Annotated in this window: 26 protein-coding genes; 12 read left to right on the top strand and 14 right to left on the bottom strand. The window is 54.8% G+C overall.

The window, feature by feature from the left end; all coding sequences use genetic code 11:
* Nucleotides 1-60: 60 nt before the first annotated feature.
* Complete coding sequence (locus tag JKK62_RS12700; protein ID WP_201428201.1) at nt 61-1,275, bottom strand: dockerin type I repeat-containing protein; 1,215 nt, start codon at nt 1,273-1,275, stop codon at nt 61-63.
* A gap of 95 nt (nt 1,276-1,370) precedes the next feature.
* Nucleotides 1,371-1,727 (bottom strand): SpoVA/SpoVAEb family sporulation membrane protein, encoded by a 357-nt coding sequence (locus JKK62_RS12695; RefSeq protein WP_201428200.1) that lies wholly within the window; start codon nt 1,725-1,727, stop codon nt 1,371-1,373.
* 224 nt (nt 1,728-1,951) lie between these two features.
* Here JKK62_RS12695 and JKK62_RS12690 point away from each other — a divergent pair, with 224 nt between their 5' ends.
* From JKK62_RS12690 to leuD, 6 genes are read left to right on the top strand one after another with little or no spacing between them, the layout of a single operon-like run.
* Complete coding sequence (locus tag JKK62_RS12690) at nt 1,952-2,899, top strand: ABC transporter ATP-binding protein (RefSeq protein WP_201428199.1); 948 nt, start codon at nt 1,952-1,954, stop codon at nt 2,897-2,899.
* 1 nt (nt 2,900) lies between these two features.
* Nucleotides 2,901-3,605, top strand: a complete 705-nt coding sequence (locus tag JKK62_RS12685; RefSeq protein WP_201428198.1) for an ABC transporter permease — start codon at nt 2,901-2,903, stop codon at nt 3,603-3,605.
* A gap of 12 nt (nt 3,606-3,617) precedes the next feature.
* Complete coding sequence (locus tag JKK62_RS12680; protein ID WP_201428197.1) at nt 3,618-5,102, top strand: GldG family protein; 1,485 nt, start codon at nt 3,618-3,620, stop codon at nt 5,100-5,102.
* Nucleotides 5,102-6,580 (top strand): DUF4340 domain-containing protein, encoded by a 1,479-nt coding sequence (locus tag JKK62_RS12675; protein ID WP_201428196.1) that lies wholly within the window; start codon nt 5,102-5,104, stop codon nt 6,578-6,580. Before JKK62_RS12680 ends, JKK62_RS12675 begins: the two co-directional genes overlap by 1 nt.
* Nucleotides 6,581-6,607: 27 nt before the next feature.
* Complete coding sequence (gene leuC / locus JKK62_RS12670; RefSeq protein WP_201428195.1) at nt 6,608-7,873, top strand: 3-isopropylmalate dehydratase large subunit; 1,266 nt, start codon at nt 6,608-6,610, stop codon at nt 7,871-7,873.
* 12 nt (nt 7,874-7,885) lie between these two features.
* Nucleotides 7,886-8,365, top strand: a complete 480-nt coding sequence (gene leuD, locus JKK62_RS12665; protein WP_201428194.1) for a 3-isopropylmalate dehydratase small subunit — start codon at nt 7,886-7,888, stop codon at nt 8,363-8,365.
* A 53-nt stretch (nt 8,366-8,418) separates the two neighbouring features.
* On the opposite strand, the gene JKK62_RS12660 is transcribed toward leuD, so the two are convergent.
* The 4 genes from JKK62_RS12660 to JKK62_RS12645 all read right to left on the bottom strand — a co-directional run bounded on the left by JKK62_RS12660 (nt 8,419) and on the right by JKK62_RS12645 (nt 12,249).
* The gene (locus JKK62_RS12660; protein ID WP_201428193.1) at nt 8,419-9,054 is read right to left on the bottom strand and encodes a type I phosphoribosyltransferase; all 636 of its coding nucleotides are present in this window, start codon (nt 9,052-9,054) and stop codon (nt 8,419-8,421) included.
* A gap of 146 nt (nt 9,055-9,200) precedes the next feature.
* Entirely contained in the window at nt 9,201-9,893 is a 693-nt protein-coding gene (locus JKK62_RS12655) for a bis(5'-nucleosyl)-tetraphosphatase (RefSeq protein ID WP_201428192.1), read from the bottom strand.
* Nucleotides 9,894-9,929: 36 nt separating this feature from the next.
* Nucleotides 9,930-11,309 carry a DHHW family protein gene (locus JKK62_RS12650; RefSeq protein ID WP_201428191.1) on the bottom strand — a complete coding sequence of 460 codons (1,380 nt, stop codon included), beginning with the start codon at nt 11,307-11,309 and terminating at the stop codon, nt 9,930-9,932.
* A 115-nt stretch (nt 11,310-11,424) separates the two neighbouring features.
* Complete coding sequence (locus tag JKK62_RS12645; RefSeq protein WP_201428190.1) at nt 11,425-12,249, bottom strand: DNA-3-methyladenine glycosylase family protein; 825 nt, start codon at nt 12,247-12,249, stop codon at nt 11,425-11,427.
* Nucleotides 12,250-12,327: 78 nt separating this feature from the next.
* On the opposite strand from JKK62_RS12645, the gene JKK62_RS12640 reads away from it, so the two are divergent.
* Nucleotides 12,328-13,038: a DUF6062 family protein gene (locus JKK62_RS12640; protein WP_201428189.1), complete on the top strand. Its 711-nt coding sequence runs from the start codon at nt 12,328-12,330 to the stop codon at nt 13,036-13,038.
* On the opposite strand, the gene JKK62_RS12635 is transcribed toward JKK62_RS12640, so the two are convergent.
* Together JKK62_RS12635 and nth are read right to left on the bottom strand one after the other, a co-directional pair.
* The gene (locus JKK62_RS12635; RefSeq protein ID WP_201428188.1) at nt 13,030-13,845 is read right to left on the bottom strand and encodes an HAD-IIB family hydrolase; all 816 of its coding nucleotides are present in this window, start codon (nt 13,843-13,845) and stop codon (nt 13,030-13,032) included. The genes JKK62_RS12640 and JKK62_RS12635 overlap by 9 nt on opposite strands.
* Nucleotides 13,835-14,482 (bottom strand): endonuclease III, encoded by a 648-nt coding sequence (gene nth, locus JKK62_RS12630; protein WP_201428187.1) that lies wholly within the window; start codon nt 14,480-14,482, stop codon nt 13,835-13,837. The genes JKK62_RS12635 and nth overlap by 11 nt, the downstream gene beginning before the upstream one ends.
* A gap of 98 nt (nt 14,483-14,580) precedes the next feature.
* Between nth and JKK62_RS12625 the strand changes: the two genes are divergently transcribed.
* Both JKK62_RS12625 and JKK62_RS12620 read left to right on the top strand, forming a co-directional pair.
* A complete protein-coding gene (locus tag JKK62_RS12625; RefSeq protein ID WP_201428186.1) occupies nt 14,581-15,312 on the top strand; it encodes an HAD family hydrolase in 732 nt (243 codons plus the stop codon).
* 41 nt (nt 15,313-15,353) lie between these two features.
* Entirely contained in the window at nt 15,354-15,494 is a 141-nt protein-coding gene (locus JKK62_RS12620; RefSeq protein ID WP_201428185.1) for a hypothetical protein, read from the top strand.
* A gap of 45 nt (nt 15,495-15,539) precedes the next feature.
* Here JKK62_RS12620 and JKK62_RS12615 read toward each other — a convergent pair whose 3' ends face one another.
* The 6 genes from JKK62_RS12615 to rsxC are packed head-to-tail and all read right to left on the bottom strand — an operon-like array spanning nt 15,540 to nt 20,403.
* Entirely contained in the window at nt 15,540-16,367 is an 828-nt protein-coding gene (locus JKK62_RS12615) for an RnfABCDGE type electron transport complex subunit B (RefSeq protein WP_201428184.1), read from the bottom strand.
* A 12-nt stretch (nt 16,368-16,379) separates the two neighbouring features.
* Entirely contained in the window at nt 16,380-16,970 is a 591-nt protein-coding gene (locus JKK62_RS12610) for an electron transport complex protein RnfA (RefSeq protein WP_201428183.1), read from the bottom strand.
* Nucleotides 16,963-17,646, bottom strand: a complete 684-nt coding sequence (gene rsxE / locus JKK62_RS12605) for an electron transport complex subunit RsxE (protein ID WP_201428182.1) — start codon at nt 17,644-17,646, stop codon at nt 16,963-16,965. The genes JKK62_RS12610 and rsxE overlap by 8 nt, the downstream gene beginning before the upstream one ends.
* Nucleotides 17,646-18,161, bottom strand: coding sequence for an RnfABCDGE type electron transport complex subunit G (locus JKK62_RS12600; protein WP_201428181.1), 516 nt, complete (start codon nt 18,159-18,161; stop codon nt 17,646-17,648). The genes rsxE and JKK62_RS12600 overlap by 1 nt, the downstream gene beginning before the upstream one ends.
* Nucleotides 18,158-19,093 carry an RnfABCDGE type electron transport complex subunit D gene (locus JKK62_RS12595; protein ID WP_316609103.1) on the bottom strand — a complete coding sequence of 312 codons (936 nt, stop codon included), beginning with the start codon at nt 19,091-19,093 and terminating at the stop codon, nt 18,158-18,160. Before JKK62_RS12595 ends, JKK62_RS12600 begins: the two co-directional genes overlap by 4 nt.
* Nucleotides 19,093-20,403: an electron transport complex subunit RsxC gene (gene rsxC, locus JKK62_RS12590; protein ID WP_201428179.1), complete on the bottom strand. Its 1,311-nt coding sequence runs from the start codon at nt 20,401-20,403 to the stop codon at nt 19,093-19,095. The genes JKK62_RS12595 and rsxC overlap by 1 nt, the downstream gene beginning before the upstream one ends.
* Before the next feature lie 350 nt (nt 20,404-20,753).
* Between rsxC and JKK62_RS12585 the strand changes: the two genes are divergently transcribed.
* The 3 genes from JKK62_RS12585 to JKK62_RS12575 form a co-directional block, all read left to right on the top strand.
* Nucleotides 20,754-22,175 carry a hypothetical protein gene (locus JKK62_RS12585; RefSeq protein ID WP_207752189.1) on the top strand — a complete coding sequence of 474 codons (1,422 nt, stop codon included), beginning with the start codon at nt 20,754-20,756 and terminating at the stop codon, nt 22,173-22,175.
* A gap of 378 nt (nt 22,176-22,553) precedes the next feature.
* The gene (gene malQ / locus JKK62_RS12580; protein ID WP_201428177.1) at nt 22,554-24,038 is read left to right on the top strand and encodes a 4-alpha-glucanotransferase; all 1,485 of its coding nucleotides are present in this window, start codon (nt 22,554-22,556) and stop codon (nt 24,036-24,038) included.
* A 2-nt stretch (nt 24,039-24,040) separates the two neighbouring features.
* Nucleotides 24,041-24,837 (top strand): glycogen/starch/alpha-glucan phosphorylase (locus JKK62_RS12575; protein ID WP_201428176.1); only part of this gene is annotated, 797 nt, incomplete at its 3' end.

Genomic DNA, 24,837 nt, shown 5'->3' with positions numbered 1-24,837 from the left:
CATAAAAATAAGCCGTCAGGAGAAAACCCTGACGGCTGTTATTTTTCCGGGAATATCTGTCTATATCAACGTCATCGCGAATTCGCCTGCTAATGCGGTGCCGTCGCGGAACTCCGCGAGGTATTTCTGGATGCAGGTGACGTCGAGGATCGAGATGCGGCTGTCGCCGTTCACGTCGGCGAGATACAGTTGGTTTTGACTGAACTTCACGAGATCGATCGCCGCGCGCTGGATCAGGGTCGCGTCCGCGATCGTCAGCTTGCCGTTCATGTCCACGTCGCCGAAGCAAATGTCGCCGTGATACGCGGGTGCGGTGGTGGCGGGTGAGGTCGTCCATTCCTGCGGAAGGGTCGTTACGTCGGGTAGGGTCGTCGGGTAGGTCACATCGGGGTCGGTGGTGAGCTCAACGCCGTCTCCGCTGATAGTAAGACTTCCGCCGGGGGCGTATGCCCTAAAGCTGACGGTGCCTTCGCTGCGCACATAGAACCATTCGTCGCTGCTGAAAACGAGTTCATCCGGCCAGATGCAGGAATAAACATTGAGTGTTGCCTTATAGGGTGTGTCAAAAACAGGCAGATCGCTGATGTCTGCGGTGAACGTGGGGGAGAAGCCCATGACAGCCTGATACATGCCGCTTTCCATCACAGCGCCGTCGGGACGGTAGATCTTGAGAATGCAGTAGAGCTCCAGCGTTTCACCGATCGGTTCGGAGGTGGGCTCCATGGTGGTGGGAGTTTCTTCATATGGCAGCGTGTACTCGCTGTCAGTCATTTCGAGATCAACGTTCCGCTCAACCGTGAGCGTGTCGGTGAAGGCGTGGTAGCGGAAGGTGACCTCGGTGTCCTTCCTCACATAGAACGCGATGTTATCCTCTTCGCAGTATTCGGGAGGATCGGCGGGGAAGATGGCGGAATACAGCGCGACGTTGCACTCATAGGGATAAGGAGACGCTTTGAGCGTCAGGGTCTCATAAAAATAGAGATCATCCGAGCTGCCGGTCTGCGTCATGGCGTATTCGGGCATGGCGGGATAGTCGAGCTCGGGCTGGGAGATGACGAGCTTGGGGATCACCTCAAAGACGGGAGGCATCGGGTCATCCGGATAGGTCGTGCTGAATTCCTCACAGTGGTTGGTGCCGCCTTGGATGTCGCCGTTTGTGCCGACGGGAACAGGGGTTGTTGCCGCCGAGGTGCTGACCGCCATGACAGTCATGAACGAAACGGTCATAACGAGCGCCAGAAGCACCGCGAGCAGCTGCTTTGCCGTGGTTTTCATAAATGCAATCTTCCTTTCTAAATAACACGTATTCCGCGTTTTTCTCCATTATAGCATAGAAATTGCATTTTAACCACAGCAAAAATATACAAACCTCAGTCCTTGCCCTTAGCCTTTCCTAACAAACCGCCTAACAGGCTGAAAATGATCGCCGCACCGATACCCGCGGCGGCGCTTTTTAGTGCGCCCGTGAGGATTCCGAGAGCGCCGTCCTCGCGCAGAGCGTCCTTCATACCCTCCGCCATCAGGTTGCCGAACCCGCTCAGCGGCACAGCCGCGCCTTCGCCCGCGAAGTCCGCGAGAGGCTGATACAGTCCGAGCACGCTCAGCGCAACGCCCGCGATAACAAAGCCCGTCAGGATTTTGGCGGGGGTGAGTTTAGTTTTGTCGATCAGGAGCTGACCGATAAGGCAAATCGCTCCGCCGACAAGAAATGCGTAAATGTATTGCATGGAAAAACTCCTTTTTAATTGAAAATTGAAAATGTAAAATGGAAAATTAAGGGTCGCTGACGCTCCGATTTGATAAAACGTCATTAATCATTGTTTCCGCGTTTGCCGTAAAAATTCGTGAATGTGAAATTCCGTTGAAAATTTTGATAAATCTCTACCCAAACGGCGATTTTTGTGGTAATATTATTATCGGTGTTTTATAGAATAAGCAAGGAGTGAAGTACATGATTGAGGTGAAAAACCTTACCAAGCGATACGGCGACATCAAGGCTCTTGACGACATCAGCTTTACTGTCGATACGGGCGAGGTTCTGGGTTTTCTCGGGCCGAACGGCGCGGGCAAATCCACGACCATGAATATTATCACGGGCTACATATCGTCTACCTCTGGAACCGTCACGGTTGACGGAACCGAGATTCTCGAGAACCCGCGCGAAACCAAGCGAAAAATCGGCTATCTGCCCGAGATCCCGCCGCTCTATCCCGAGATGACGGTGCGCAAGTATCTCGAGTTCATGTTCGACCTCAAGAAGGTCAAGCTGCCCAAGAAGGAGCACATCGAGGAGATCATGCGGCTTGTGCGCATCACAGACATGGCTGACAGACTTATCAAGAACCTCTCCAAGGGCTACCGCCAGCGCGTGGGCTTCGGTCAGGCGCTGCTCGGAAATCCGCCGGTGCTGATTCTCGACGAGCCGACCGTCGGCCTTGACCCCAAGCAGATAATCGAGATCCGCAAGCTTATCCGCAGCCTGGGCAAGAAGCACACGGTGATCTTCTCCTCGCACGTTTTGTCCGAGATCTCGGCGACCTGCGACAGGATAATCGTAATTTCCGAGGGCAGGCTCGTGGCTGACTCAAAGGCAGACGAGCTCTCGAAGGCTCTCGCCGATACCCAGAAGCTCTCGCTGACCGTTGAGGGTTCACCGTCCGATGTTCTCGGCGAGATCAAGAAGATCCCCGGGGTCAAGAAGTACATGAAGGTTCGCGAGCTTGGCGAAAAGAGCGCGGTCTACAGCGTTGAGTACGGCAACGAATTTGATATCCGCAGAGAGGTATTCAGCGCGATGGCGCGCATCAACGCCCCGATTCTCGAGATGAAGTCGGGCAACGAGAGCCTTGAGGATATGTTCCTCAAGCTGACTCAGGGCGCGGGAAAGGCAGGTCGATAATATGGGCGCGATATTAAAGCGCGAAATGAGCGCGTATTTCAGCTCCGCGACGGCATATGTCGTGCTGGCGGTGTTTTTCTTCTTTTCGGGATTGTTCTTCAATTTCTACGTATTCGCCCAGAACAGCACCAGCCTCACATATGTATTCTCAAACATGTTCTTCATCATAATGTTCCTCATTCCGATAATCACGATGAAGTCCTTTGCCGAGGAAAAGAAGCAGAAGTCCGACCAGGCGCTGCTGACCTCACCGTGCTCTCTGACTGAGATCGTGCTCGGCAAGTTCCTCGCGGCGTTCCTGATGTTCGCGATGTGCAACGTGATCTATCTTATCTACGCGGTGGTGATCTCGTTCTTCGCGCAGCCGCAGTGGTCGGTTATCCTCTGCACTCTGCTGGGAACTCTTCTGCTCGGAGCCTCGATGATAGCGATAAACGTGTTCATCTCGGTTCTGACGGAGAGCCAGGTAGTCGCGGCGGTTCTCGGCATGGGCGCGGGACTTCTCATCAGCATGATGAGCTATTTCGTGAACAACATCAGCATTCAGTGGATCTCCGCTGTGCTCGAGAAAATCAGCTTCATGAAGTACTACGAAAACTTCACATACGGTATTCTCAGCATTACCGACGTGATATTCTTCCTGAGCGTGACGGCGCTGTTCCTATTCTTCACCGTCCGCGCGCTCGAGAAAAGACGCTGGAGCTAAGGAGGTATTAATATGGAAAAGAAAAACAATTCCTCCAAGGGCATCAAGGCGTTTCTCAAATCGAGAAAGGCGCGCCACGGAAGCCTTGCCGTCGTACTTGTGATCGCGGCGGTCGCGCTTGTCGTGGTACTCAACATAGTTGTGGGACTGCTCGTCGAGCGGTTCCCGAACCTCAAGATGGATCTGACCTCCAACAGCGCGTACGCGCTCTCAGACGACGCGGAGGACTTCATGTCCCACCTCGACAAGGACGTTAATATGTACATTCTCAGCCCCGAGAACGACTTTGTGGGCAACGGCGAGTACTTCGTTCAGGCGAAGAACCTGCTCGAGAAGATGGAGGCGGCTTCAAACGGCAAATTCACCGTGTCCTACATCGACACCACCTCAAATCCGTCCTTCACCAACAAATACAAGAACATCGACTGGAGCTCCAAGGACACGATGGCTGTCATGGAGTGCGGCGACAGATATCAGGGCGTCAAGACAGACGACTGCTTCACCTACGACGAGCAGTACCTCTCGGCGGGCTACTACCAGGTCAACGGTACGACGATCGAGCAGGCGACAGTCACCGCGGCGATGAAGGTCACGACAGAGAACCAGGTCGTCGTCGACTTCATCACGGGCAACCAGGAGAGCGACTACACCGCGCTCAAGTCACTGATTTCGAATAACGCCTATGACGTTCGCGAGGTATCTCTCCTTACGGACGACCTCGACGAGGACGCTCAGTTCGCTATAATCTACGCGCCGAAGGTCGACCTCGACGCCAAGGCTGTCGAGAAGCTTGAGAAGTGGCTCGACAACGACGGCAAGTACGGCAGGAACCTGATCTACATTCCGACTCCCGAGAACACCGACACGCCAAACGCCGAGGCGCTGATCGAGGAGTGGGGCATGAAGCTCACCGACGGCTTCGTATACGAAACGAGCGAGGATCACCTCCTGAGCAGCTCCGATATGTTCGTATTCATCACGGACTACAACGAATACTACACCGACGGCCTCAAGAACAAGGACATTCCCGTCATGGTTTACCAGACGCGCGGAATCGAGATCACCGACGAGAACACCTCTCACGCGCTTCTCAACGCGTCCGACCGCGCGGGCATCTTCCCGACTGACGCGGACGACAGCTTCAAGCCCGAGGACGGCATCACAGGCAAGAAGATAGCCGTTGCCGCCGAGAGCGTCAAGAGCAATTCCGACGCGGAGTCAAGGCTTATCATCTACGGCTCCGACAGAATGTTCTCGTCCGACTTCATGACGATGAACAGCCTCAACAACGCGGACTTCTTCATGAGCGTGCTCAACACGGTTTCCGACAAGTCTGACGAGAGCGTTACGATCACGGGCAAGAAGCTCGACAATACAGAGCTCGGCGTGACCGACGTCAACACAACGGGCGCGATGAGCATAATCTTCATCGGCGTGATTCCCATTGCAATCCTAATCACCGGCATCATAGTATGGCTGCGCAGGAGGCATATGTAATGAGTAAGAGCAAAAAGATAACACTGATAGCGATAATCGCCGCGGCGGTAGTCCTCACGGGAGTGATGGTTCTGCTGCTTCTCCTGCCGAAGGGCGGCGATTCCGACAGCAGCGCCGCTACTCCCGACGAGGCCGCGGATATCTCCCTGAGCACCGACGCAAACGGCGTTCACCAGGCGGTGATCGGCAAGACGGGCGGCAGCAAAAACGGCTACGGTACCCTGATGGAGTATGTGCCTGCCGACATAAAGACCATCCACGTTGAGAACGAGAACGGCACCCTCGACATCACCGCCAACACACCCGAGGGCGAGGCGACTGTGTACACCCTCGTCGGCTTTGAGGATTTTGAGATCCGTTCGGGCGTGCCCGATCAGATCGCGAACGCGGCGGCTACTCTCTCGTTCACAAGAATAGCGGGCGAGGACAACGGCGGCAGCGAATTCGGCTTTGACAAGCCGCGTTCCGTCGCGGAAATCGCCTTCACGGACGATACAAAGGAGGTCATCACCGTCGGCGCGGACGCTCCGCAGTCGAAGGGCACCTACATCAAGTTCGGCGACGGCAAGGAGATATACGTCATCGATACCGACACCGCGAATAACTTCCTGCTCGGCGTGAATGATATGATAAGCCTGACGATCAACGACACCGCCGACAGCACCGACAACTCAGGCGCACAGACTATCAACGTGACCTCAAACGGCGCGTCGTTCATCCTCGAGAGATACACGGGCGTGAAGTTTTCATCTACCTATTACCTCACCGAGCCGATGACGAGATTCGCGAGCGAGAGCGAGTCGAGCAAGATAGAGGGCGGTATCCGCGGCCTGTACGCGGACACGGTGAAGTATGTCAATCCGTCCGACTCTCAGCTCAGCGATGCGGGACTCTCACAGCCCCACGCGACGCTCAATGCGGATTATCCAGACACAAGCGTCAGCCTCTCGGCTTCAAAGCCCGACGCTGACGGAAACGTCAACCTCATGCTCAGCGGCAGAAGCATCGTCTACACGATCAAGGCGGAGAAGGTTCCGTGGGTAGACACGACATACGAGAAGCTCTGCAGCGAGTACGTGCTCTATCCCAAGATGACGGCACTGACGGGCTTCGAGGTCAACGGCAAGGCGTTCAGGCTCAGCACACGCGAGTCACACACCACCGATGACGAGGGCAACGAGAGCACCTCTTATGTAACGACCGTATTCCTCGGCGGCGAGGAGATACAGATCGAGAACTTCTCGGGCTTCTGCTCGGACGTGGGCATGATCGAGCTTGCCGACCCCAACGAGGGCAGCACAAGCGGTGAAGCGACCCTTACAATTAAGTACACCTACGAGGACGGCGACTCAGACGACGTCGCGTTCTATCCCGACACCGACACACTCTACACCGCCGTTGTCAACGGAAAGGTGATGGGTCACGCGAGAAAGTCCGACATCACAAGAGCCCTCGAGGGTCTTGAAAAATTTAATTAACATATTAAAAAATTGGAGTGATACAATATGGGTATGACAATGTCCCAGAAAATCCTCGCGGCTCACGCGGGGCTCGAAGAAGTCAAGGCTGGTCAGCTGATCAACGCCAAGCTCGACATGGTTCTCGGCAACGACGTTACCTCGCCTGTCGCGATCAACGTTTTCGAGCAGAACGGCGCGACCGCGGTTTTCGACAACACAAAGATCGCGATGATCATGGACCACTTTACGCCTAACAAGGACATCAAGGCGGCGACGCTCGTTAAGCAGACCCGCACCTTCGCGAACAAGTACGACATCAAAAACTTCATGGACGTCGGCATGATGGGCATTGAGCACGCGCTTCTGCCCGAAATCGGTCTTGTGGGCCCGGGCTGCCTGTGCATCGGCGCGGACTCTCACACCTGCACCTACGGCGCGCTCGGCGCGTTCTCAACGGGCGTAGGCTCAACCGACATGGCGGCAGGCATGATCAGCGGCAAGGCATGGTTCAAGGTTCCGTCCGCGATCAAGTTCAATCTCGTCGGCAAGCCCAAGGGCTATGTCAGCGGCAAGGACGTTATTCTCCACATCATCGGCATGATCGGTGTTGACGGCGCTCTCTACAAGTCGATGGAGTTCACGGGCGAAGGCGTTGCGGAGCTGAACATGGACGACAGACTCTGCATTGCCAATATGGCGATCGAAGCAGGCGCGAAGAACGGTATCTTCCCCGTAGACGACGTTACCCGCGAGTACTGCAGCGGCAGATATCAGGGCACTCCCGTCGAGTACACCGCCGACGAGGACGCTGTTTACGACGAGGAATACACGATCGACCTCGGCGAAATCCGCCCGACCGTCGCTTTTCCGCATCTTCCCGAGAACACAAAGACCGTCGACGAAATCGGCGAGGGTGAGGTAAAGATCGACCAGTGCGTGATCGGCTCCTGCACAAACGGCAGGATCTCCGACCTCAGAGCGGCCGCTGAGATTTTCAAGGGCAGGAAGCTCGCCAAGGGCGTGCGCTGCATCGTTATTCCCGGCACCCAGAAAATCTGGCTGCAGGCTATGCACGAGGGTCTGTTCGACATCTTCGTTGAGGCAGGCGCTGTCGTTTCAACACCCACCTGCGGTCCCTGTCTCGGCGGCCACATGGGTATTCTCGCGGCAGGAGAGAGAGCTATTTCGACAACCAACCGCAACTTCGTCGGCAGAATGGGTCACGTCGACAGCGAGGTCTATCTCGCAAGCCCTGCTGTGGCAGCGGCAAGCGCGGTGGCAGGCTACATCACCGACCCGGAGAAGGTTTAAGGAGGAAAGACAATGAACGCAAAAGGCAGAGTACATAAATTCGGCGACAACGTCGACACCGACGTAATCATTCCGGCGCGCTACCTCAACACTGCGTCCCACAAGGAGCTCGCGGCTCACTGCATGGAGGATATAGACGCGGAGTTTGTCAACAAGGTGAATGAGGGCGACATCATGGTTGCCGAGAAGAACTTCGGCTGCGGCTCCTCGCGTGAGCATGCTCCCATCGCTATCAAGGCGAGCGGCATTTCCTGCGTGATCGCGTCGACCTTCGCGAGAATCTTCTACCGCAACTCGATCAACATCGGACTTCCGATTCTCGAGTGCGACGAGGCTGCGAAGGAAATCAAGGACGGCGACACGGTTTCGGTTGACTTCAACACGGGCGTCATCACCGACGAAACCACAGGCAAGACATATCAGGCAGAGCCCTTCCCCGAGTTCATTCAGAACATCATTCAAAAGGGCGGACTTATCAACTCAATTCTTTAAAATATTGAAGGGTCGGCTGAGTGCCGACCCTTGATTTATGCCATGAAATTGTATCAGAGCGCCGAATAGCCGTAGCTGTTGACGAGAGCCTCTATCTTTTCGCCGCGCTGGCAGATCGGGCAGCGGTGCGGCTTGTAGCTCTGGTAGTCGCCGAGGTCGTTCGGGTCGAAAATCGAGTGGACGGGGTGACCGTCGCACTCCTCGACAGTCGCGAAAATTGCAGAAATACCTACGACGATACCGCCGTAGTATTTGATTGCGTCGACCGCTGCGAGAGCGGTTTTGCCCGTGGTGACGGACGCGGCGAGAATCAGGACGTGCTTGTTGTGAACCATCGGGATAAGGTTGTCGCGGAAAATCATCTGACCGCCGCCGATGAATTCGGGGCTGACGACGTAGATAGTCTGGTGGGCGTTCATGTTGACGAAGTTGTCCGCGGTCAGTTCGCGCGCGATGGAAGCGCCGATTACCTCGGTGCCGTCAAGACAGATGATAGTGTCGACGATAGTTGACGCGCGGTAGGCGGCAACCATCTCTTTTGCGACAGCCTCAGCCTCGGACAGACGGGTTTTCTGAGTCGTCACGTCGATGTAGTAGTTCGTGTGGCAGTGCATGGTCGCAAAGTGACCCTTCTTGACGCGCAGAAAGACATTTTTGTTTTTGGTTCTGATTTTATATTCGCGTGACATAAGCGCCCTCCCGAAAAATTCATAAAAATTATTTTCTGATATAATTAATCTTACAACATGTTGACAAAAAATGCAAGGGCTTTTTCGCATATTGCGCAAATTTGATACAAAAAAGGAGAGGCTTGAATTCAAACCTCTCCGATTTTTTATACTTTAAGATGAATCGTCAGCTCAGCCTTTTCGATTATGCGAAGGTCGTTGTCGTAGGAGCAGAGCTTGCGCGCCTGCTGCAGATCGACCCAGATGTAGCTGTCGATCTCCTCCTCCTGAATCTTCACGTTGTCGGTGAAGGCTCGCGCGAGGAAGAATACAACGCGCTTGCGTATCTTGCCGAACGGACTGTACTCGCTGATTTCGCGGAAGCCCTGAACGAGAGTAACGTCCAGTCCCGTTTCCTCCTTGATCTCGCGGATAGCGGTCTCCTGTTCGGTCTCACCCTCCTCGATGTGACCCTTCGGGAAGCTCCAGTACCTGCCGTTATTGTTCTTGACGAGGAGAATCTTTGTGTTCTGCCGCGTCTTGTAGAAAATTATGCCGCCGCAGGATTTCTCGTACAGACAGCGTATCGACTTAAGCTTTATGTTTCTCAGCCGCGAGAGGATCTTTCGCAGCTCGGGCTCATAGAAAACCTCACCGTAGGTCGATACGATCGGGCGTTCTCCGTCAAGCCCCTCAAATTCGGCGACAGCCACGACAACGCCGTCAAAGTATTCTTTTATCTTTTTCCGCGTGACGACATAGGCGCTCTTGTTTGAAACGCTGCCCGTGCCGATACGCGCGGAGTAAAGTCCTTCGCTGATGCTTCCGAACAGCGAGACCTTGACATTTTCCGCAATCATACTGCCGCCTCCTTTCATTATTTTTCAGACAAAGATCTAATTGAACATACCCGTCATGCTGTCGAGCTGGAGCTGGGTGTTCGCGCTCATAACGCCGTTCGCAAAGAGCACGTCGGTGATACCGTTCTCCACGCAGTAGGCGGGAAGGGTCTTGCCGACGGTCGAGGAGAAGTAGCGGAAATCGACTACGTGAACCTCCTCGTAGTTGTTTGTAAAGTACGGAGCGAGGGCGTTGCCGTAGCTCTCCTTTACGATAACGAGCTTCTTGCCCTTCTCGGCGTTCTCGGACTTCGACTTGATAACGGTCAGCGGATTGTCGCCGAAGATGAACACGCCGTAGGTCAGGGAGCCCTCTGTCGCGCCCGAGTAATACGGACTGTCGTAGGTCTCCGTCGCGCCGCCGTCGTAGGTGAGGGTCATCTCTGTTCCGTATGGGAACTCCCAGTAGTGAACGGTGTCGGAGTCAAGGCTCGGAGCGGAGTTTGTGAAGCTGCCCGTGAAGCCGTCGATCGTCTTTTCGGTGCAGTCCTCGAGCTTGAGGGCGGGCATGTTGTTTGTGTCGGCGAACGCCTTGTATGCGTAGTACGCTCCCAGACCCGTCCAGTGGTGGTCGGACTTGAAGTAGATGTACTCCTCGTTGTGGTCGGCGAGGTAGTTATAGATATTAATGGGGGTGACGTTCTTGTCCATCGCCGCGTACGCGGTCTTGATGCTATCTGCCTGAGAGGTCGAAACGATGTCGCCTGACTTGAGACGCTCGGGCAGACCGTACTCGGTGTGGTTCGGAATGATCATGTCGTACACCTTGATGCCCGGCAGCTTGCCTGCAAGGGTGTTTATGGTGTTGGCGTAGGTCTTGGAGTGCTCGTCGTCGCCGCCGAACAGCTCGTAGCCCGTCTTGTTCCAAACGTAAATCGAATAGTACAGCTCGCCGTTTGTGTTGTCGTCCTTGATAACAGGCGTCTTGAAGTAGGTCGGCTGCAGATCCTGCGACAGCGAGGAATTGCTGTTGGCCGCCTCGTCCTTAGTTGCGGTTGATGTACCGCCCTGCTGAGCGATCGTGTCGGTCGAAACCTTGTCCTTGTCGCCGCTGCCCGATGAACAGCCGCGTATCAGGAGCGAGAACAGCACGATGATCAGCACGAGGATAGCAACGCCCGTTCCGACGATGATCGCGCGGTTCCTGAGTCTGCGCTTGCGCTGAGCCTCGCGCCTTCTGCGCGCGCTCGCGTTTCGGTAAACGGGTCGTCCGCTCGCACCGTTATTCGGGCGGCGCTGCGGCTGAGAGCCGTTTCTCGGGGGATATGAGTCGTTTCTCTGTGGACGGGCACTGTTCCGATGGGGCTGACTCGGAGCCTGACGTCTGCGTCGGTCTATGCTGTCGTCAAAATTGTCGAGGTCTTCGCGGGATACCAATTCACACACCTCCGTTTGATTTTTGAATTATTGTTTTGTGTGCGCAAAACATATATATTTATTATACAACATATTAATAATAAAAACAACAGATTTTTTGAGATTTTTTGACTAATTATGTCTGTTCAAAGAGCTTCGGATTCATTCTGCTGTAGTGAAAAATATACTGTTGGGCTATGCCTGCGTACTGTCCAAAATCCCCGGGAGTCATACCGGGAAACAAGGTCGCCATCGCGCGCTTCATCCACACGTCGAGCGGAAACGCCTCTATCCTGTGCAGTCCGAACAGCAGGGCGCAGTCCGCGACCTTGACTCCGACGCCCGTGATCTGCATAAGCTCGCGCCGCGCTTCATCGTAGTCACAGCTGCGGCACTTCTCAAGGTCAACATCGCCGTCAGCGACCTTCCTTGCAGCGTCTACGAGATAACGGTTGCGAAAGCCCGCCCTCAGCGGTGCTAAGTCGTCGGCGGTGAGAGAAGCCATTTTCTCTGCGTCGGGAAAGGCGTATGTGCCGTCGGGCAGCCTGTCGCCGAACTGCTCGCAGAGCCTTTGAACGATACCTTTTATGCGCTTGATGTTGTTGTTCTGCGAGATGATGAAGGTGCACAGCGCTTCATACGGCTCCTGCCTGAGAATGCGTATGCCGGGAGCGTATTTGGCGGCGTCGGCGAGTATCGGGTGAATGGCGCTTATTTCCTCGCGGATTTTGCCGTAGTCGAGCCCGAGGTCAAAGTAGCTGTGCCACAGCTCGCGGTCGCTCTCGTCCGCGTTTTCTATATATAGATCCGTGCCGTCGAGCCTGACGGTTACGCTTCTATTGAACGCCACGCCGTCAAAGCCGCCGTCCTCACGTTCGACCCAGCGGAAGCTCTGACCGCAGTCGAGCGTCTGGGCGAGGTCGAGATCAGTCACGTTCTCAAATTTCAAAAACTTTTTCATAAATATATCTCTCCGAACTTCCACAATGAATTATTATGTGGTACAATGTATTTATCAACTGATTTAGGAGTTTTTGCCATGAAAGAGACCATTGTTACCATACCTATCAACGACCTCTTTGCGCCGAAGTGCGGTTGTCCTCTCTGCCGCATGGAGGAAATGCTCGAGGAGCAGTACGTCACGTTTATCACAGGCGACGCGATGATGGAGCCGAGCGTGCGAGTCGCGACGAACAAGAAGGGCTTCTGCCACCGCCATTTCTCGCGCATGACACAGCTCGGACAGAAGCTGCCGAACGCCCTTATTCTCGAAACCCACCTCGAGGTCATCAGGGACGAGCTGATGCCCAAGAAGCTCGGCGGCAAGCCCGATAAGAAGAAGCTCGAGGCTATCCGTCAGACGATGAACTCCTGCTACGTCTGCGACAGGGTAGAGGCGGATATGTTCCACCTCGTCGCCACGGTATTCGCGGAGTGGTCAAAGGGCGGAGAGTTCCGCAAGACCTACAGCGAGCAGCCCTTTATCTGCCTCAAGCACTATCAGTTCATCATGACCGCCGCGATGGGCAAGGGCGGAGTTCCGTCAAAGCTGCTCGGTGACTTCCACGCAGAGACCGCCGCTCTCACCAAGAACTACCTCGAATCGCTCTACGGCGACATCAAGCATTTTGTGTCGATGTTCGACTACCGCAACCGCGGCAAGGACTGGGGCACCTCGACCGACGCTATCGAGCGCAGCATCGAGTTCCTCACCGGCGAGAAGCCGACCGTCGCGGAAAAATCAGAGTAAAAATTTAATAAGCTCGCGCACGCCGCCCTCGTCGTTAGAGGGAATGACCTTGTCGGCGGCTCTCAGACAGGCAGGAGTGGCGTTGCTCACGGCAGCGCCCAAGCCCGCGAGCGCGAGCATATCAGCGTCGTTGTCGGCATTGCCGGCAGCGGCGGTATTTTTTATGTTAATATCAAGCAGTCCACAGAGTCTTTTCAGCGCGTTCGCCTTAGTCGCGGTGCCGTTCATCAGCTCGACGAAGTTCTTCGACGACGAGGTGATGTAAACATTTGGAAGCTCACGCTCGAGCATACCCCAAAGGCTCTCGCGCAGAGCCTTGTCGGTGCTGACAAATTCAATGCTGTCGAGGTTTTTGCGGTTGCGGCGGATATAGCCGCGCATATCGGCGCAGCAGCCGCGCGAGCCGCGCACATAGCCGACATAAGCCTCGGAGCAGCCGTATTTTGTCGGGTCGTCGTAATATCTCTTGTCGGTGCAGGTCTCGCCCTCGAGGAACGCCTCCCAGATAAGGTCATGCTCCTTTGTGAGGTCGAGCACGCGCAGAACGTCCGCTTCACTGAGGGTGTCTGAGTGCGCACGTACTCCGTTTTTGTATATAGCCGCGCCGTTTGAGGCGACGACCCAGCTGATACCGTCGATCGCGAGCACGTCCTTCGGCATTGACGAGAACGGCCTGCCGCTTGCGACGGCGACTTCTATTCCGCCGTCGATAGCCTGTTTTATCGAGTCCTTTACCTCGGGCGCGAGGGTGTTGTCGGTGCGCAGGACGGTGCCGTCGAGGTCGAGCGCGAGCAGCTTAATCTCCATTTTTCAGCTCCTTTACTCCCATGCGGCAAAAGCCGTTCATGCAGCAGTCTTTGCATTTGGGGCTTCTCGCCGTGCATACCGCTCTGCCGTGCAGCACGATTCGGTGACAGAAGTCGTTGCTCTCCTCGGGCGGCAGCAGCTTTCGCAGGGCGTTTTCTATCTTTCTCTGGTCGGTTTCCTTGTGCAGACCGAGCCTTGTCGTGATACGTATGCAGTGGGTGTCGACGACGACGGCGGGCTTGCCGTAAACGTCGCCGCAGATCAGGTTCGCGGTTTTTCTGCCTATACCCGGCAGCTTTGTGAGGTCGTCGATATTGTCGGGAACCTCTGAGCCGAAGTCGCTGACGAGCATCTTCGCCATCGCCACGAGGTCTTTTGACTTTGTCTTGTACAGTCCGCAGGATTTGATATACTCCGCGACCTCAGATACCTCCGCTCCGGCAAGGCTCTCCGCGTCGGGGAATCTTGCGAACAGCGCGGGCGTGACGAGGTTGACTCTCGCGTCGGTGCACTGAGCCGAGAGCCTTGTCGCGACGAGTAATTGCAGCGGAGTTTCGTAGTCGAGCGAGCATTTCGCGTCGGGATATTCTTTTTTGAGCGCCTCGACTGCCGAGAGCGCGATTTCTTTTTTCGTCATAACAGCACCTTCTCCGATAAAAATTTTATCATATTTTCAAAGCTATTGCAATCGCGGATTTTTCAATATATAATGGTATAATAAACGGAGGAGATTCAATGTACAAGAATTACATTTTCGATTTATACGGAACCCTTATCGACATCAACACCGACGAGTGGTCGGCAAAGCTCTGGAAGTCCCTGCAAATCCTCTACGCCTACCACGGCGCCGAGTACACTCCGCAGGAAATCAAACGCGAGTACGGCAGACTTGTCGACAAGGAGAAGGCTTCGGTACGCCGCCGCCACCCCGAATTTACCGTTATCGACGTGAAGATAGAGAAGGTTTTCCGCGCGCTGTTCACCCAGAAGGGCGTTAAGGTGCCGAAGAGCCGTATCGACTTCATCGCCGAGGCGTTCCGCTGCTATTCGACGAAGTATATCAAGCTGTACGACGGAGTTCAGGACTTGCTCGACACACTCAAGGCGCACGGCAAGAAGATATACCTGCTCTCGAACGCCCAGCGCGTGTTTACGGAGAACGAGCTGAATATGTTCGGTCTGGACAAGTACTTCGACGGCGTGTGCATCAGCTCGGACGAGGAGTGCTCAAAGCCCGACGCGCATTATTATCAGACGCTCTTTGACCGCTACGGACTGAAAAAAGAGGAGAGCATCATGATAGGCAACGACTACATCTCCGATATCGGCGGCGCGGCTGATTTCGGAATCGACAGCCTCTATATCCACCAGAGTATTTCACCCGAGATAAAGGGTGAGCTGCGCAGTCAGTACACCGTAATGGACGGCGACGTTTATAAAATCAAAAAATTGATAGTCAAGGAATAAAAAGCATCACCTCGGGCATACTAACCCCGAGGTGATTTTTAATGAGCAAGAAAAAGAAAAAGAAGTCCGACGACACCCCGGTTACCGAGATGAACACGGTATACACCAACGAGATGACGGGCATGGTTCCCGCGAATCCCGACGAGAACGACGAGGACTACGCTGAGGACGAAGAGCTTTAAAACAAAAGGGCGGAGATGTTTTCATCTCCGTCCTGTACTTTTAAATTATTTTACTCTGTGCATACCGCTTAGGTCGGCGGTGAGGATACAGCCGACGGTGCAGTTTTTCGCGCAGACCGCGAAGTCGGGGCAGTTGTCGCACTTTTCGTAGTCGATGACAGCCACGTTGTCGACTACCTTTATCGCGCCGAGAGGACAGACCTTCTCGCACTTTTTGCAGCCGATACAGCCGTTCGAGCAAACCTTTCTTGTGACGGCGCCCTTGTCCTTGTTGCTGCACGCGACGACGACTCTTTCAACGTCCGCAACGAGAGAGATAAGGTGGTTCGGGCAGGTCTTGGCGCAGAGTCCGCAGCCAACACAGTCCTTTGTGTTGACGCGCGCAACGCCGTCCGCGATACATATAGCGTCGTGAGGGCAGACCTTCACGCAGTCGCCGAGTCCCAAGCAGCCGTAGGTGCAGCTTCCCTTGCCGCCGTACATCAGCTTTGCAGCGGCGCAGGACTCAATGCCCTGATAAACGACCTTGTCGCTCGTGTGCTCGCAGTCGCCCGAGCAGTGCACTACCGCGACCTGCTCGACAACGTCGGCGAATTCAACGCCCAGAATATCGCTGAGCTGTCTTGAAACGCCGTCCGCGCCGGGGATACACAGGTTAGTAGGCGTGTCGGGATTTTCGCAGAGCGCCTTAGCGTAGCCGTCGCAGCCCGCAAAGCCGCAGGCTCCGCAGTTTGCGCCGGGCAGACATTCCCTGACCGCGGGGAATCTCTCGTCCTCCTTGACCGCCATGACCTTGGCGGCGATAACGAGCACCGCGGCGCAGATAACGCCGATGATTACGACGGGTATGACCGCCGTGAGAATCGCTTCCATGTAACTTCCTCCTTACGCGAACAGATTTTCAATAACGCCGCCGAAGCCTAAGAACGACAGCGAAACGATAGCCGCCGCGACGAGCGTGATCGGCAGACCCTTGAAGCTCTTGGGCACGTCGGCTTTTTCGAGCACCGAGCGCACGCCCGAGAACATAACCATCGCGAGGAAGAAGCCCAGACCGCTTCCGAGCGAGTTGACCATCGCCTCAAGGAAGGTGTAGCCCTCGTCGATGTTGAGGATAGTAACGCCGAGAACCGCGCAGTTTGTGGTGATAAGCGGCAGATAAACGCCGAGCGACTTGTGCAGCGAGGGTACGAACCGCTTGAGCACTATCTCGACGAGCTGAACGAGAGCCGCGATGACGAGGATAAATACGATCGTCTGCAAATAGCCCAGACCGTTCGGGTTGAGCAGGTAAATCTGGATAGGATATGTCGCCGCGGTCGCCATCAGCATTACGAAGATGACCGCGAGGCTCATTCCCGTCGCGGAGTCGAGCTTCTTCGAGACGCCGAGGAACGGACAGATACCGAGGAAGCGCGAAAGCACGTAGTTGTTGATGAATACCGCCGAGAGCAGGATAATGATCAGCTTAGTCATTTGCCGCAGCCTCCTCTCTGTTCACGCAGGAGTGCGAGCAGATCTCGGCCGACGGACAGCCCGTGCAGCCGAAATCCTGTTTCTTGGGCTTGTGGGCGGAGAACTTGTTGACCGCCGCGATGAGCAGACCGAATACGAAGAAGCCGCCGGGAGCCATCGTGAGAATCGAGATGTGGTTGTCGTAAAGTACGGGGATAGGCAGACCGAAGAAGGTGCCGTTGCCGAATACCTCGCGGATAAGCGCCATCAGGCTCAGCGCGAGGGTAAAGCCCGCGCCCATGCCGAGAGCGTCGACAGCGGAGTCGAAAACCTTGTTCTTGTTGGCGAACATTTCCGCACGACCGAGGATAATGCAGTTAACGACGATCAGCGGCAGGTAAATTCCCAGAGCCGCGTCGAGAGCGGGTGCGAACGCCTTGACGAGCATCTGAACCATGGTAACGAAGCCCGCGATAAGCACGATATAGCATGGAATGCGCACCTTGTCGGGAATGACCTTGCGCAGCGCGGAGATAACGATGTTCGAGCAGAGCAGAACGACAGTCGCCGCCAAGCCCATTCCGAGGGCGTTTGAGATGCTTGTGGAGGTGGCGAGAGTGGGGCAGGTGCCGAGAACGAGAACGAGAACGGGGTTCTCCTTGACAAGACCCTTCGAGAAATTTTGCAGGGTGTTCATCACTTCGCCTCCTTCGTCAGTTGATCGTAAGCGGCAAACGCGTTGCCGAGCGCTTTTTTGTATGCCTTTGAGGAGATCGTCGCGCCCGTTACCGAGTCGACCTGAGAGTAATCGTCCTCACTTTTACCGATGTAGTTGTCGCCGTAGTTGCCCGCGACTACCTTCGAGCCGATGCCGCTCGTTTCGTTGTGCGAAAGGGTTTTGATTTTTGTCAGCTTGCCGTCGAGGATACCGCAGATGAGCTTGATGTCGCCGCCGTAGCCCTTTGTGGTCAGCATGAAAACATAGCCGCCGTTGTCGGCAAGGTATGCTTCCGTAACTCCCTCGGGAAGCTCGGAGTCGATTTTCTCAAAGCTGTTTGCCTCGGGCATGACCTCGAGCCGCGCTTCCTCTGCAGCCTTCTGTTCGGCGGCGAGGATTATCGGCGAGGTGACGGAGTTGATATATGCCAGCAGCGCGGTGACGACAAGACAGATAGCGCCGAGTACCGCGATGGGCTTGATTATGTCTTTCATTCCTCAACACCTCCCACCAGCGGCTTTGAGCGCGTGAGCTTGGAGATGTACGGCGTGAGGATATTCATAAGGAGTATCGAGTAGCTCACGCCCTCGGGGTAGTTGCCCCAGAAGCGGATAAGTATGGTGATAAGACCGCAGCCCACGCCGAAGATGATCTTGCCCCATTTTGTGTTTGGAGTTGTGGCGTAGTCGGTCGCCATGAAGAACGCGCCGAGCAGCAGACCGCCCGAGAGCACCTGACCGGGCACGTCCTTGCCGCAGACGAGCGACATGAGCGCGACGGTGCCGATGAACGCGACGGGAGTGTGCCATGTTATTACGCGGCGCACGAGCAGATATCCGCCGCCGAGCAGAAGCGCAAGCGCGCAGGTCTCGCCGAGCGAGCCGCCGTGTCTGCCGAGGAAGAGGTCGAGGTACGAGGGTACGTCGGTGCCGTTGGTCATCGCGAGCAGCGGCGTCGCGCTTGTTGAGGCGTTGACGTCGGTGAAGAAGCCGCTTGGGGTTATCCACTTTGTCATGTCGCCCGAGAACGCTACGAGCATGATGATTCTTGCGGTGATGGCAGGGTTAGCGAAGTTCTGACCAATGCCGCCGAAGAGCTGCTTTACCACGATTATCGCGATAACGCTGCCGAGCATCGCCTGCCAAATCGGGATAGTCACGGGCAGGTTGAAGGCGAGCAGGATTCCCGTCACGATCGACGAGAGGTCGGAAACGGTGTTCTCTCTCTTGCAGAGCTTCTCAAAGAGGAACTCCGAGAGCACGCAGGTGCCGACGCATACCGCCACGATAAGGAGCGCGCGCCAGCCGAAGATTATCGCCGAGGCGATTTCCGCGGGCACGAGCGCGATGATAACGTCGAGCATTATCATCTGTGTGCTGCGCGGCGTATGGAAGTGGGGCGAAACGGTTGAAATCAGCTTGTTCATCATTTGCCCTCCTTTTTGCTGTTCTGATACTGCCTGAGCACGAACTTCGCTAACTTATTTGTCTGCACGAGCGGTCTGTGCGCAGGGCAGATGTACGAGCAGCAGCCGCACTCCATACAGAGGTCAACGCAGAGCTTTTCGAGCGATTCCGCGTCGTTCATTTTGTAGGAAATCGCGATCTCGCGCGGGTCGAGCTTCAGCGGACAGTGGTTGATGCACGAGCCGCAGTTTATGCACGGAGTAGTCCTCGGCGGCTTTGCCTCGCGTCTGTCCATCGCGACAATAGCGTTTGTGTTCTTCAATACCGGGCTGTCAAGCGTGGGCACGGCAATACCCATCATCGGGCCGCCGTAGAGCACCTTCGCAGGCTCTTCCCTGCAGCCGCCCGCCGCCTCGAGCAGATCGGCAATGCTCATTCCGATAGGCGCGATGACGTTTTTTGGTTCCTTTACCGCGCTTCCGTCGACGGTCACGCACTTCTCAACAAGCGGCATGCCCGTTTCGAGGTACTCCGCAATGAAGGCGAGGGTCGTGACGTTTATCACAATCGCGCCGACGTCCAGCGGCAAGCCGCCCTTGGGGACGATTTTGCCCGTGCAGTTGTAAATCAGCACCTTCTCGCCGCCCTGAGGGTACATCGCGGGCAGCACCTTGACGGTAACGCCGTCTGTCTGTGAGGCGAGCTCCTTCATCTTCGCGATAGCCTCGGGCTTGTTGTCCTCGATGCCGATTATGAAGGTCTTTACGCCGAGGTACTTTTTCATCGCCTCGATACCCTTTCTGATCGAGTCCGTGCGGTCGAGCATCGTGCGCGTGTCCGAGGTTATGTACGGCTCGCACTCCGCGGCGTTGATGATAACGTACTTGAAAACCGAGAGATCCTTTGTGACAAACTTCACGAAGGTAGGGAAGCCCGCGCCGCCGAGTCCGACGGAGCCGCTGTTCTTCACCGCGTCGATGAAGCTGTCGAGGTCGTGAACCCCAGGCAGCGTAATGCTTTCGTCGGGGGTCTGCAAGCCGTCGCTGTCGATAAGAATACATGGCACCTTCGAGCCGTTCATAATGGTGATCTCGTCAATCTTCTGCACCTTGCCCGAAACGCTCGAGTGAATCGGCGCTGAGATGTATCCGTCCGCCTCGGCGATCAGGGTGCCGACCTTGACCTCGTCGCCGCGCTTGACGACGGGCTTTGCAGGTCTGCCGATGTGCATGGACATCGGGATAGCCACGGTCTTTGGCGGCTCAAGCCGTACAGGCGGCAGATGTGCCGTGTTTTTCTTGTGCGGCACATGAATACCGTGTAGTTTCATATATTTCCTCCTCGTTTGGTTACAACTCTGTTTGAGCGCATATGTAGTTATTATACCATTTAAAAGGGTTTTTGTATATGTGATTTTTGTCAGAAATACGGTTTTGAATTTATCGAAGTTTCACAAAAAACCGTGCCGCCGTTCTTTGTGGGTATTCCATGAAAACAGAGTTGTATCGTTGTGCAGGGTGCACAATTGACAAAACGGAGAATTCGGCTGATTCTGCATAAATATAAAATTTATTTTTTTCGATTTGGAAAATGTTGACTTTGGTGAAAAGTGATGATATATTTATCTCGGAAAAATCCGCATGGATTCCGAAAGGAGATTATTTTATCATGAGAAAGATAATGAAAAAAGTCGCGGCTATCGGTGCTGCGGCGGCTCTCGCGGCAACTGCAGTTATCAGCGTTTCCGCGGCGAGACTTGAGAATGAAAACATTATTGTAAGAACAAGCACTAACAGAATGGATATGTTCAGCGCGAAAGGCGGCAATCTGCTGTACTCGTTTATATCGCGTAACGGAGATACTGCCGACGCTACCTCACGTCCGTATGTCAGCGTAAACGAAAGCATGAGCGTTCCGGACTTCTATGACGACGTTGTCGATCCCGCGAACCTTACGCTCACCGGTACATCAAAGGTTTACGGCATCGATGTTGTAAGAACCATCCGCATTATCGGCAACAACACCAACGGCGCGATGGATACCGCCGAGTTTTCACTCACACTCACAAACAACACCGACACATCAAAGAACGTCGGCGGCAAGTTCTTCCTCGACACCATGGTTGAGGGCAACGACCATGCTCCCTTCCGTGTTGCGGGCGTAGGCGCGATCAGCACAAAGACACAGTTTGAGGGCGATGCTATTCCCGCGTCCTTCCAGGCGTTCGACAGCCTCCAGAGCCCCAAGACGATCGGCACAGGTACATTTGCTGCAGGCGCAGGCAAGCCCGACGTGGTACAGTTCAGAAACTTCGGCGACTCAAATTATCCGCTTGTTCCCGAGATCGATACGTCGGAGGAAATCGGCGACAGCGCGGTAAACGTTATCTGGCTCGAGCGCGAGCTTGCACCCGGCGAAACCCGTGTACTCACGACCTACTACGGTCTCGGCTATATCGACGTCAGTGAAGGAAGCGAGCTCAAGCTCGGCGCGACCAAGATCGACGGCAGCTTCACCATCTCTGAGGACGGCAACAGCTACAATCCCGTCAGACTGACCTCCTACGTCAGCAACACAGGCAACAGCGAGCTCAGCGGCGTCGGCATGTACCTTGATCTGCCCGAAGGCGTTACCGTTACAGGCAGCAGCAGCGGAGTCGCCTATCCGAGCCTGAAGGTCGGCGAGGAAAAACAGCAGACATGGACGCTCGAAGCGGCTCCCTCACCCGTTGAGAGAACCGTGACCGTTACTATCAACGCGCAATCCACGGAGACCGGCAAGGGCGAGCCTATTATCTACACCTATGTAATTCCCGCAATCAACGGCGCAGAGCCCATCGTTGAGCCTACAACAGCCGAGCCCACCACAGCAGAGCCTACAACCGCAGAGCCCACAACCGTTGAGGCGACTACCGCGGCTCCCGCCACCGTACAGCCCACCACAGCCGCTACAAAGGACGAGGCGACCAAGTCCGAGGCTACAAAGTCAGAGGCTAACGGCACCGTAAAGACAGGCGAGGCATTCCCTGCGATCGCTGTTCTGATCACTCTCGTTGCAGGAGTCGGCGCTGTCTACTTCTACAGAAGAAAGTACTCAAATTAATAAACTGAATTAATATTCGGGACAGAAAGGCACAGGCTTTTCTGTCCTGTTTTTTTACCATAAAAAGTATGACAGAGACAGCCGCACTTGCCGAAAGCAGAAAGTCTGACCCGCCGTTTATGAACATTTCAGGCAGATGATTGTTAAAAAAGGCGGAGGAGGCACCCACCGGTGCACACACTTACCAAATCAATGGGCATTATCGACGGGTTCATTCGCTAACTTTTACAAAAAAAGTTAACGAATGCTTGCTAAAATACTTGAAAAGAAATGCTTTTTATGATAAAATACACTTGATACTATGTGCCCGTGTGACTAACGAGGAAATCAGCGAGGACATAGAAAAATTAATATCCGTCAGAATGGAGTTGATTATTTATGGCAAGAAGCGCAGGCGTATTATTATCCATCACTTCGCTTCCTTCCCCCTACGGAATCGGCACCATCGGCAAAGAGGCTCGCAAATTCGCGGATTACCTCAAGGAGTCAGGTCAGACAATCTGGCAGATTCTTCCCGTTGGCCCGACAAGCTACGGCGACTCGCCGTACCAGTCATTCTCAACCTATGCGGGCAACCCGTACCTGATTGATCTCGACACGCTGGTCGAGGAAGGTCTTGTTACCAAGGAGGAGCTCGACAGCCGCGACTGGGGCGACAACCCTCAGCAGGTTGACTATGAGAAGATTTACAACAACAGGTTCGCAGTTCTGAGAATCGCTCACGAGAATTTCAGAAAAAAGGACCAGAAGAAGTTCCGTGTGTTCACCCGCAAGAACAGCAAGTGGCTCAAGAACTACGCGCTGTATATGGCGGTCAAGAACAGCTTCGATATGAAGTCGTGGACAGAGTGGCCTGAGGACATCAAGATGCGCGAGCCAGAGGCGCTTGCGCGTTATGAGCGCAGACTCAGAAAGGAGATCTCCTTCTGGAAGTTCGTTCAGTTCAAGTTCTACGAGCAGTGGGAGAGCTTCCGCGCGTACGTAAACGGTCTCGGAATCAAGATCATGGGCGACATGCCGATCTACGTCGCTATGGACAGCGCCGACACCTGGGCTAACCCCGAAATCTTCCAGCTCTACGACGACGGCGACCCCATCGCTGTTGCAGGCTGTCCGCCCGATTACTTCTCCGAGACGGGACAGCTCTGGGGCAACCCGCTCTACGACTGGGATTACCTCGAGCAGACCGACTACGAGTGGTGGTTTGAGCGTGTCAAGGCGGCGTCAAAGCTCTACGACATCACCCGTATCGACCACTTCCGCGCCTTCGCGAGCTACTACTCCATTCCTTATCCCGCCGAGAACGCTATCAACGGCGAGTGGGTAGTCGGCCCGAGAATCAAGTTCTTCCGCATGATGGAAGAGGCTGTCGGCAAGTTTGAAATCGTAGCCGAGGATCTCGGCACACTCACTCCCGACGTCACCGAGCTCATGGAGCAGACCGGTTATCCCGGAATGAAGGTTCTCGAGTTCGCGTTCGACAGCGGCGAGGAAAATGACTATCTGCCTCACAAGTACACAAACAACTGCGTTGTTTATACAGGTACTCACGATAACGACACTCTGATGGGCTGGCTCGAAACCGCTAACCCCGAAGACGTCAGATACGCAAGAGAATACTGCAAAATGCCTCCTGACGAGCCGTTTAACTGGGGTCTGATCCGCACCGCCTACGAAAGCAAGGCGGACATGGCTATAGTGCCTATGCAGGATCTGCTCGGACTCGGCAAGGAAGCGAGGATGAATACACCGTCGGTTCTCGGCAACAACTGGACATGGAGAGTGACTGAGGACGCTTTCACTAAGGAACTGGCGGAAAAATTAAAAACAATGTCTGTTAAATGCGGACGACTGGAGGAATAATAATGTCAAATATTATGGAAAAGCTTGAGCTTACCGCTCAGTCCATGTACTGCAAGAAGATTGAGGAGCTTACCGCTTCCGAGCTTCACCTTGCTCTCGGCAAGGCTGTAATGGGCGAAATCGCTCCCAACTGGGCAAAGAGCAAGGCAAAGCACAACAGTGAAAGACGCGCGTACTACATGTCCGCGGAGTTCCTGATGGGCAGAATGATGTACAACAACCTCTATTGCCTCGGCATTCTCGACGAGGTAAAGAAGCTTCTCAAGAAGAAGGGCATCGACATCAACGTATTCGAGGACATCGACGACGCTGCTCTCGGCAACGGCGGTCTCGGCAGACTCGCAGCCTGCTATCTCGACTCAGCCGCTACCCATGAGGTACCCCTCGACGGTTACGGAATCCGCTATAAGTACGGCCTGTTCAAGCAGCTCATCAAGGACGGCTATCAGGTAGAGGTTGCCGACAACTGGCAGCGCTTTGAGGATCCGTGGTGCATCCGCAAGGAGGACGAGACCGTCACCGTAGCGTTCAAGGATCAGACCGTAAAGGCAGTTCCCTACGATATGGCTGTAATCGGCTGCAAGACCGACAACATCAACACCCTCCGTCTGTGGCAGGCTGAGGCTGTCAACGACTTCGACTTCACCGCGTTCAACAACACCGAGTACGACCTCGCTGTCAAGGAGAAGAACGACGCCGAGAATATCTCCAAGGTTCTCTATCCCAACGACAACAAGTACGAGGGCAAGGTGCTCAGACTCAAGCAGCAGTACTTCTTCTGCTCCGCTTCGCTTCAGGA

The sequence above is a fragment of the Ruminococcus difficilis genome (genome assembly GCF_016680995.1).
Note: the sequence above shows the minus strand (reverse complement) of the source record. Positions and strands in the feature narration are given on the sequence as shown.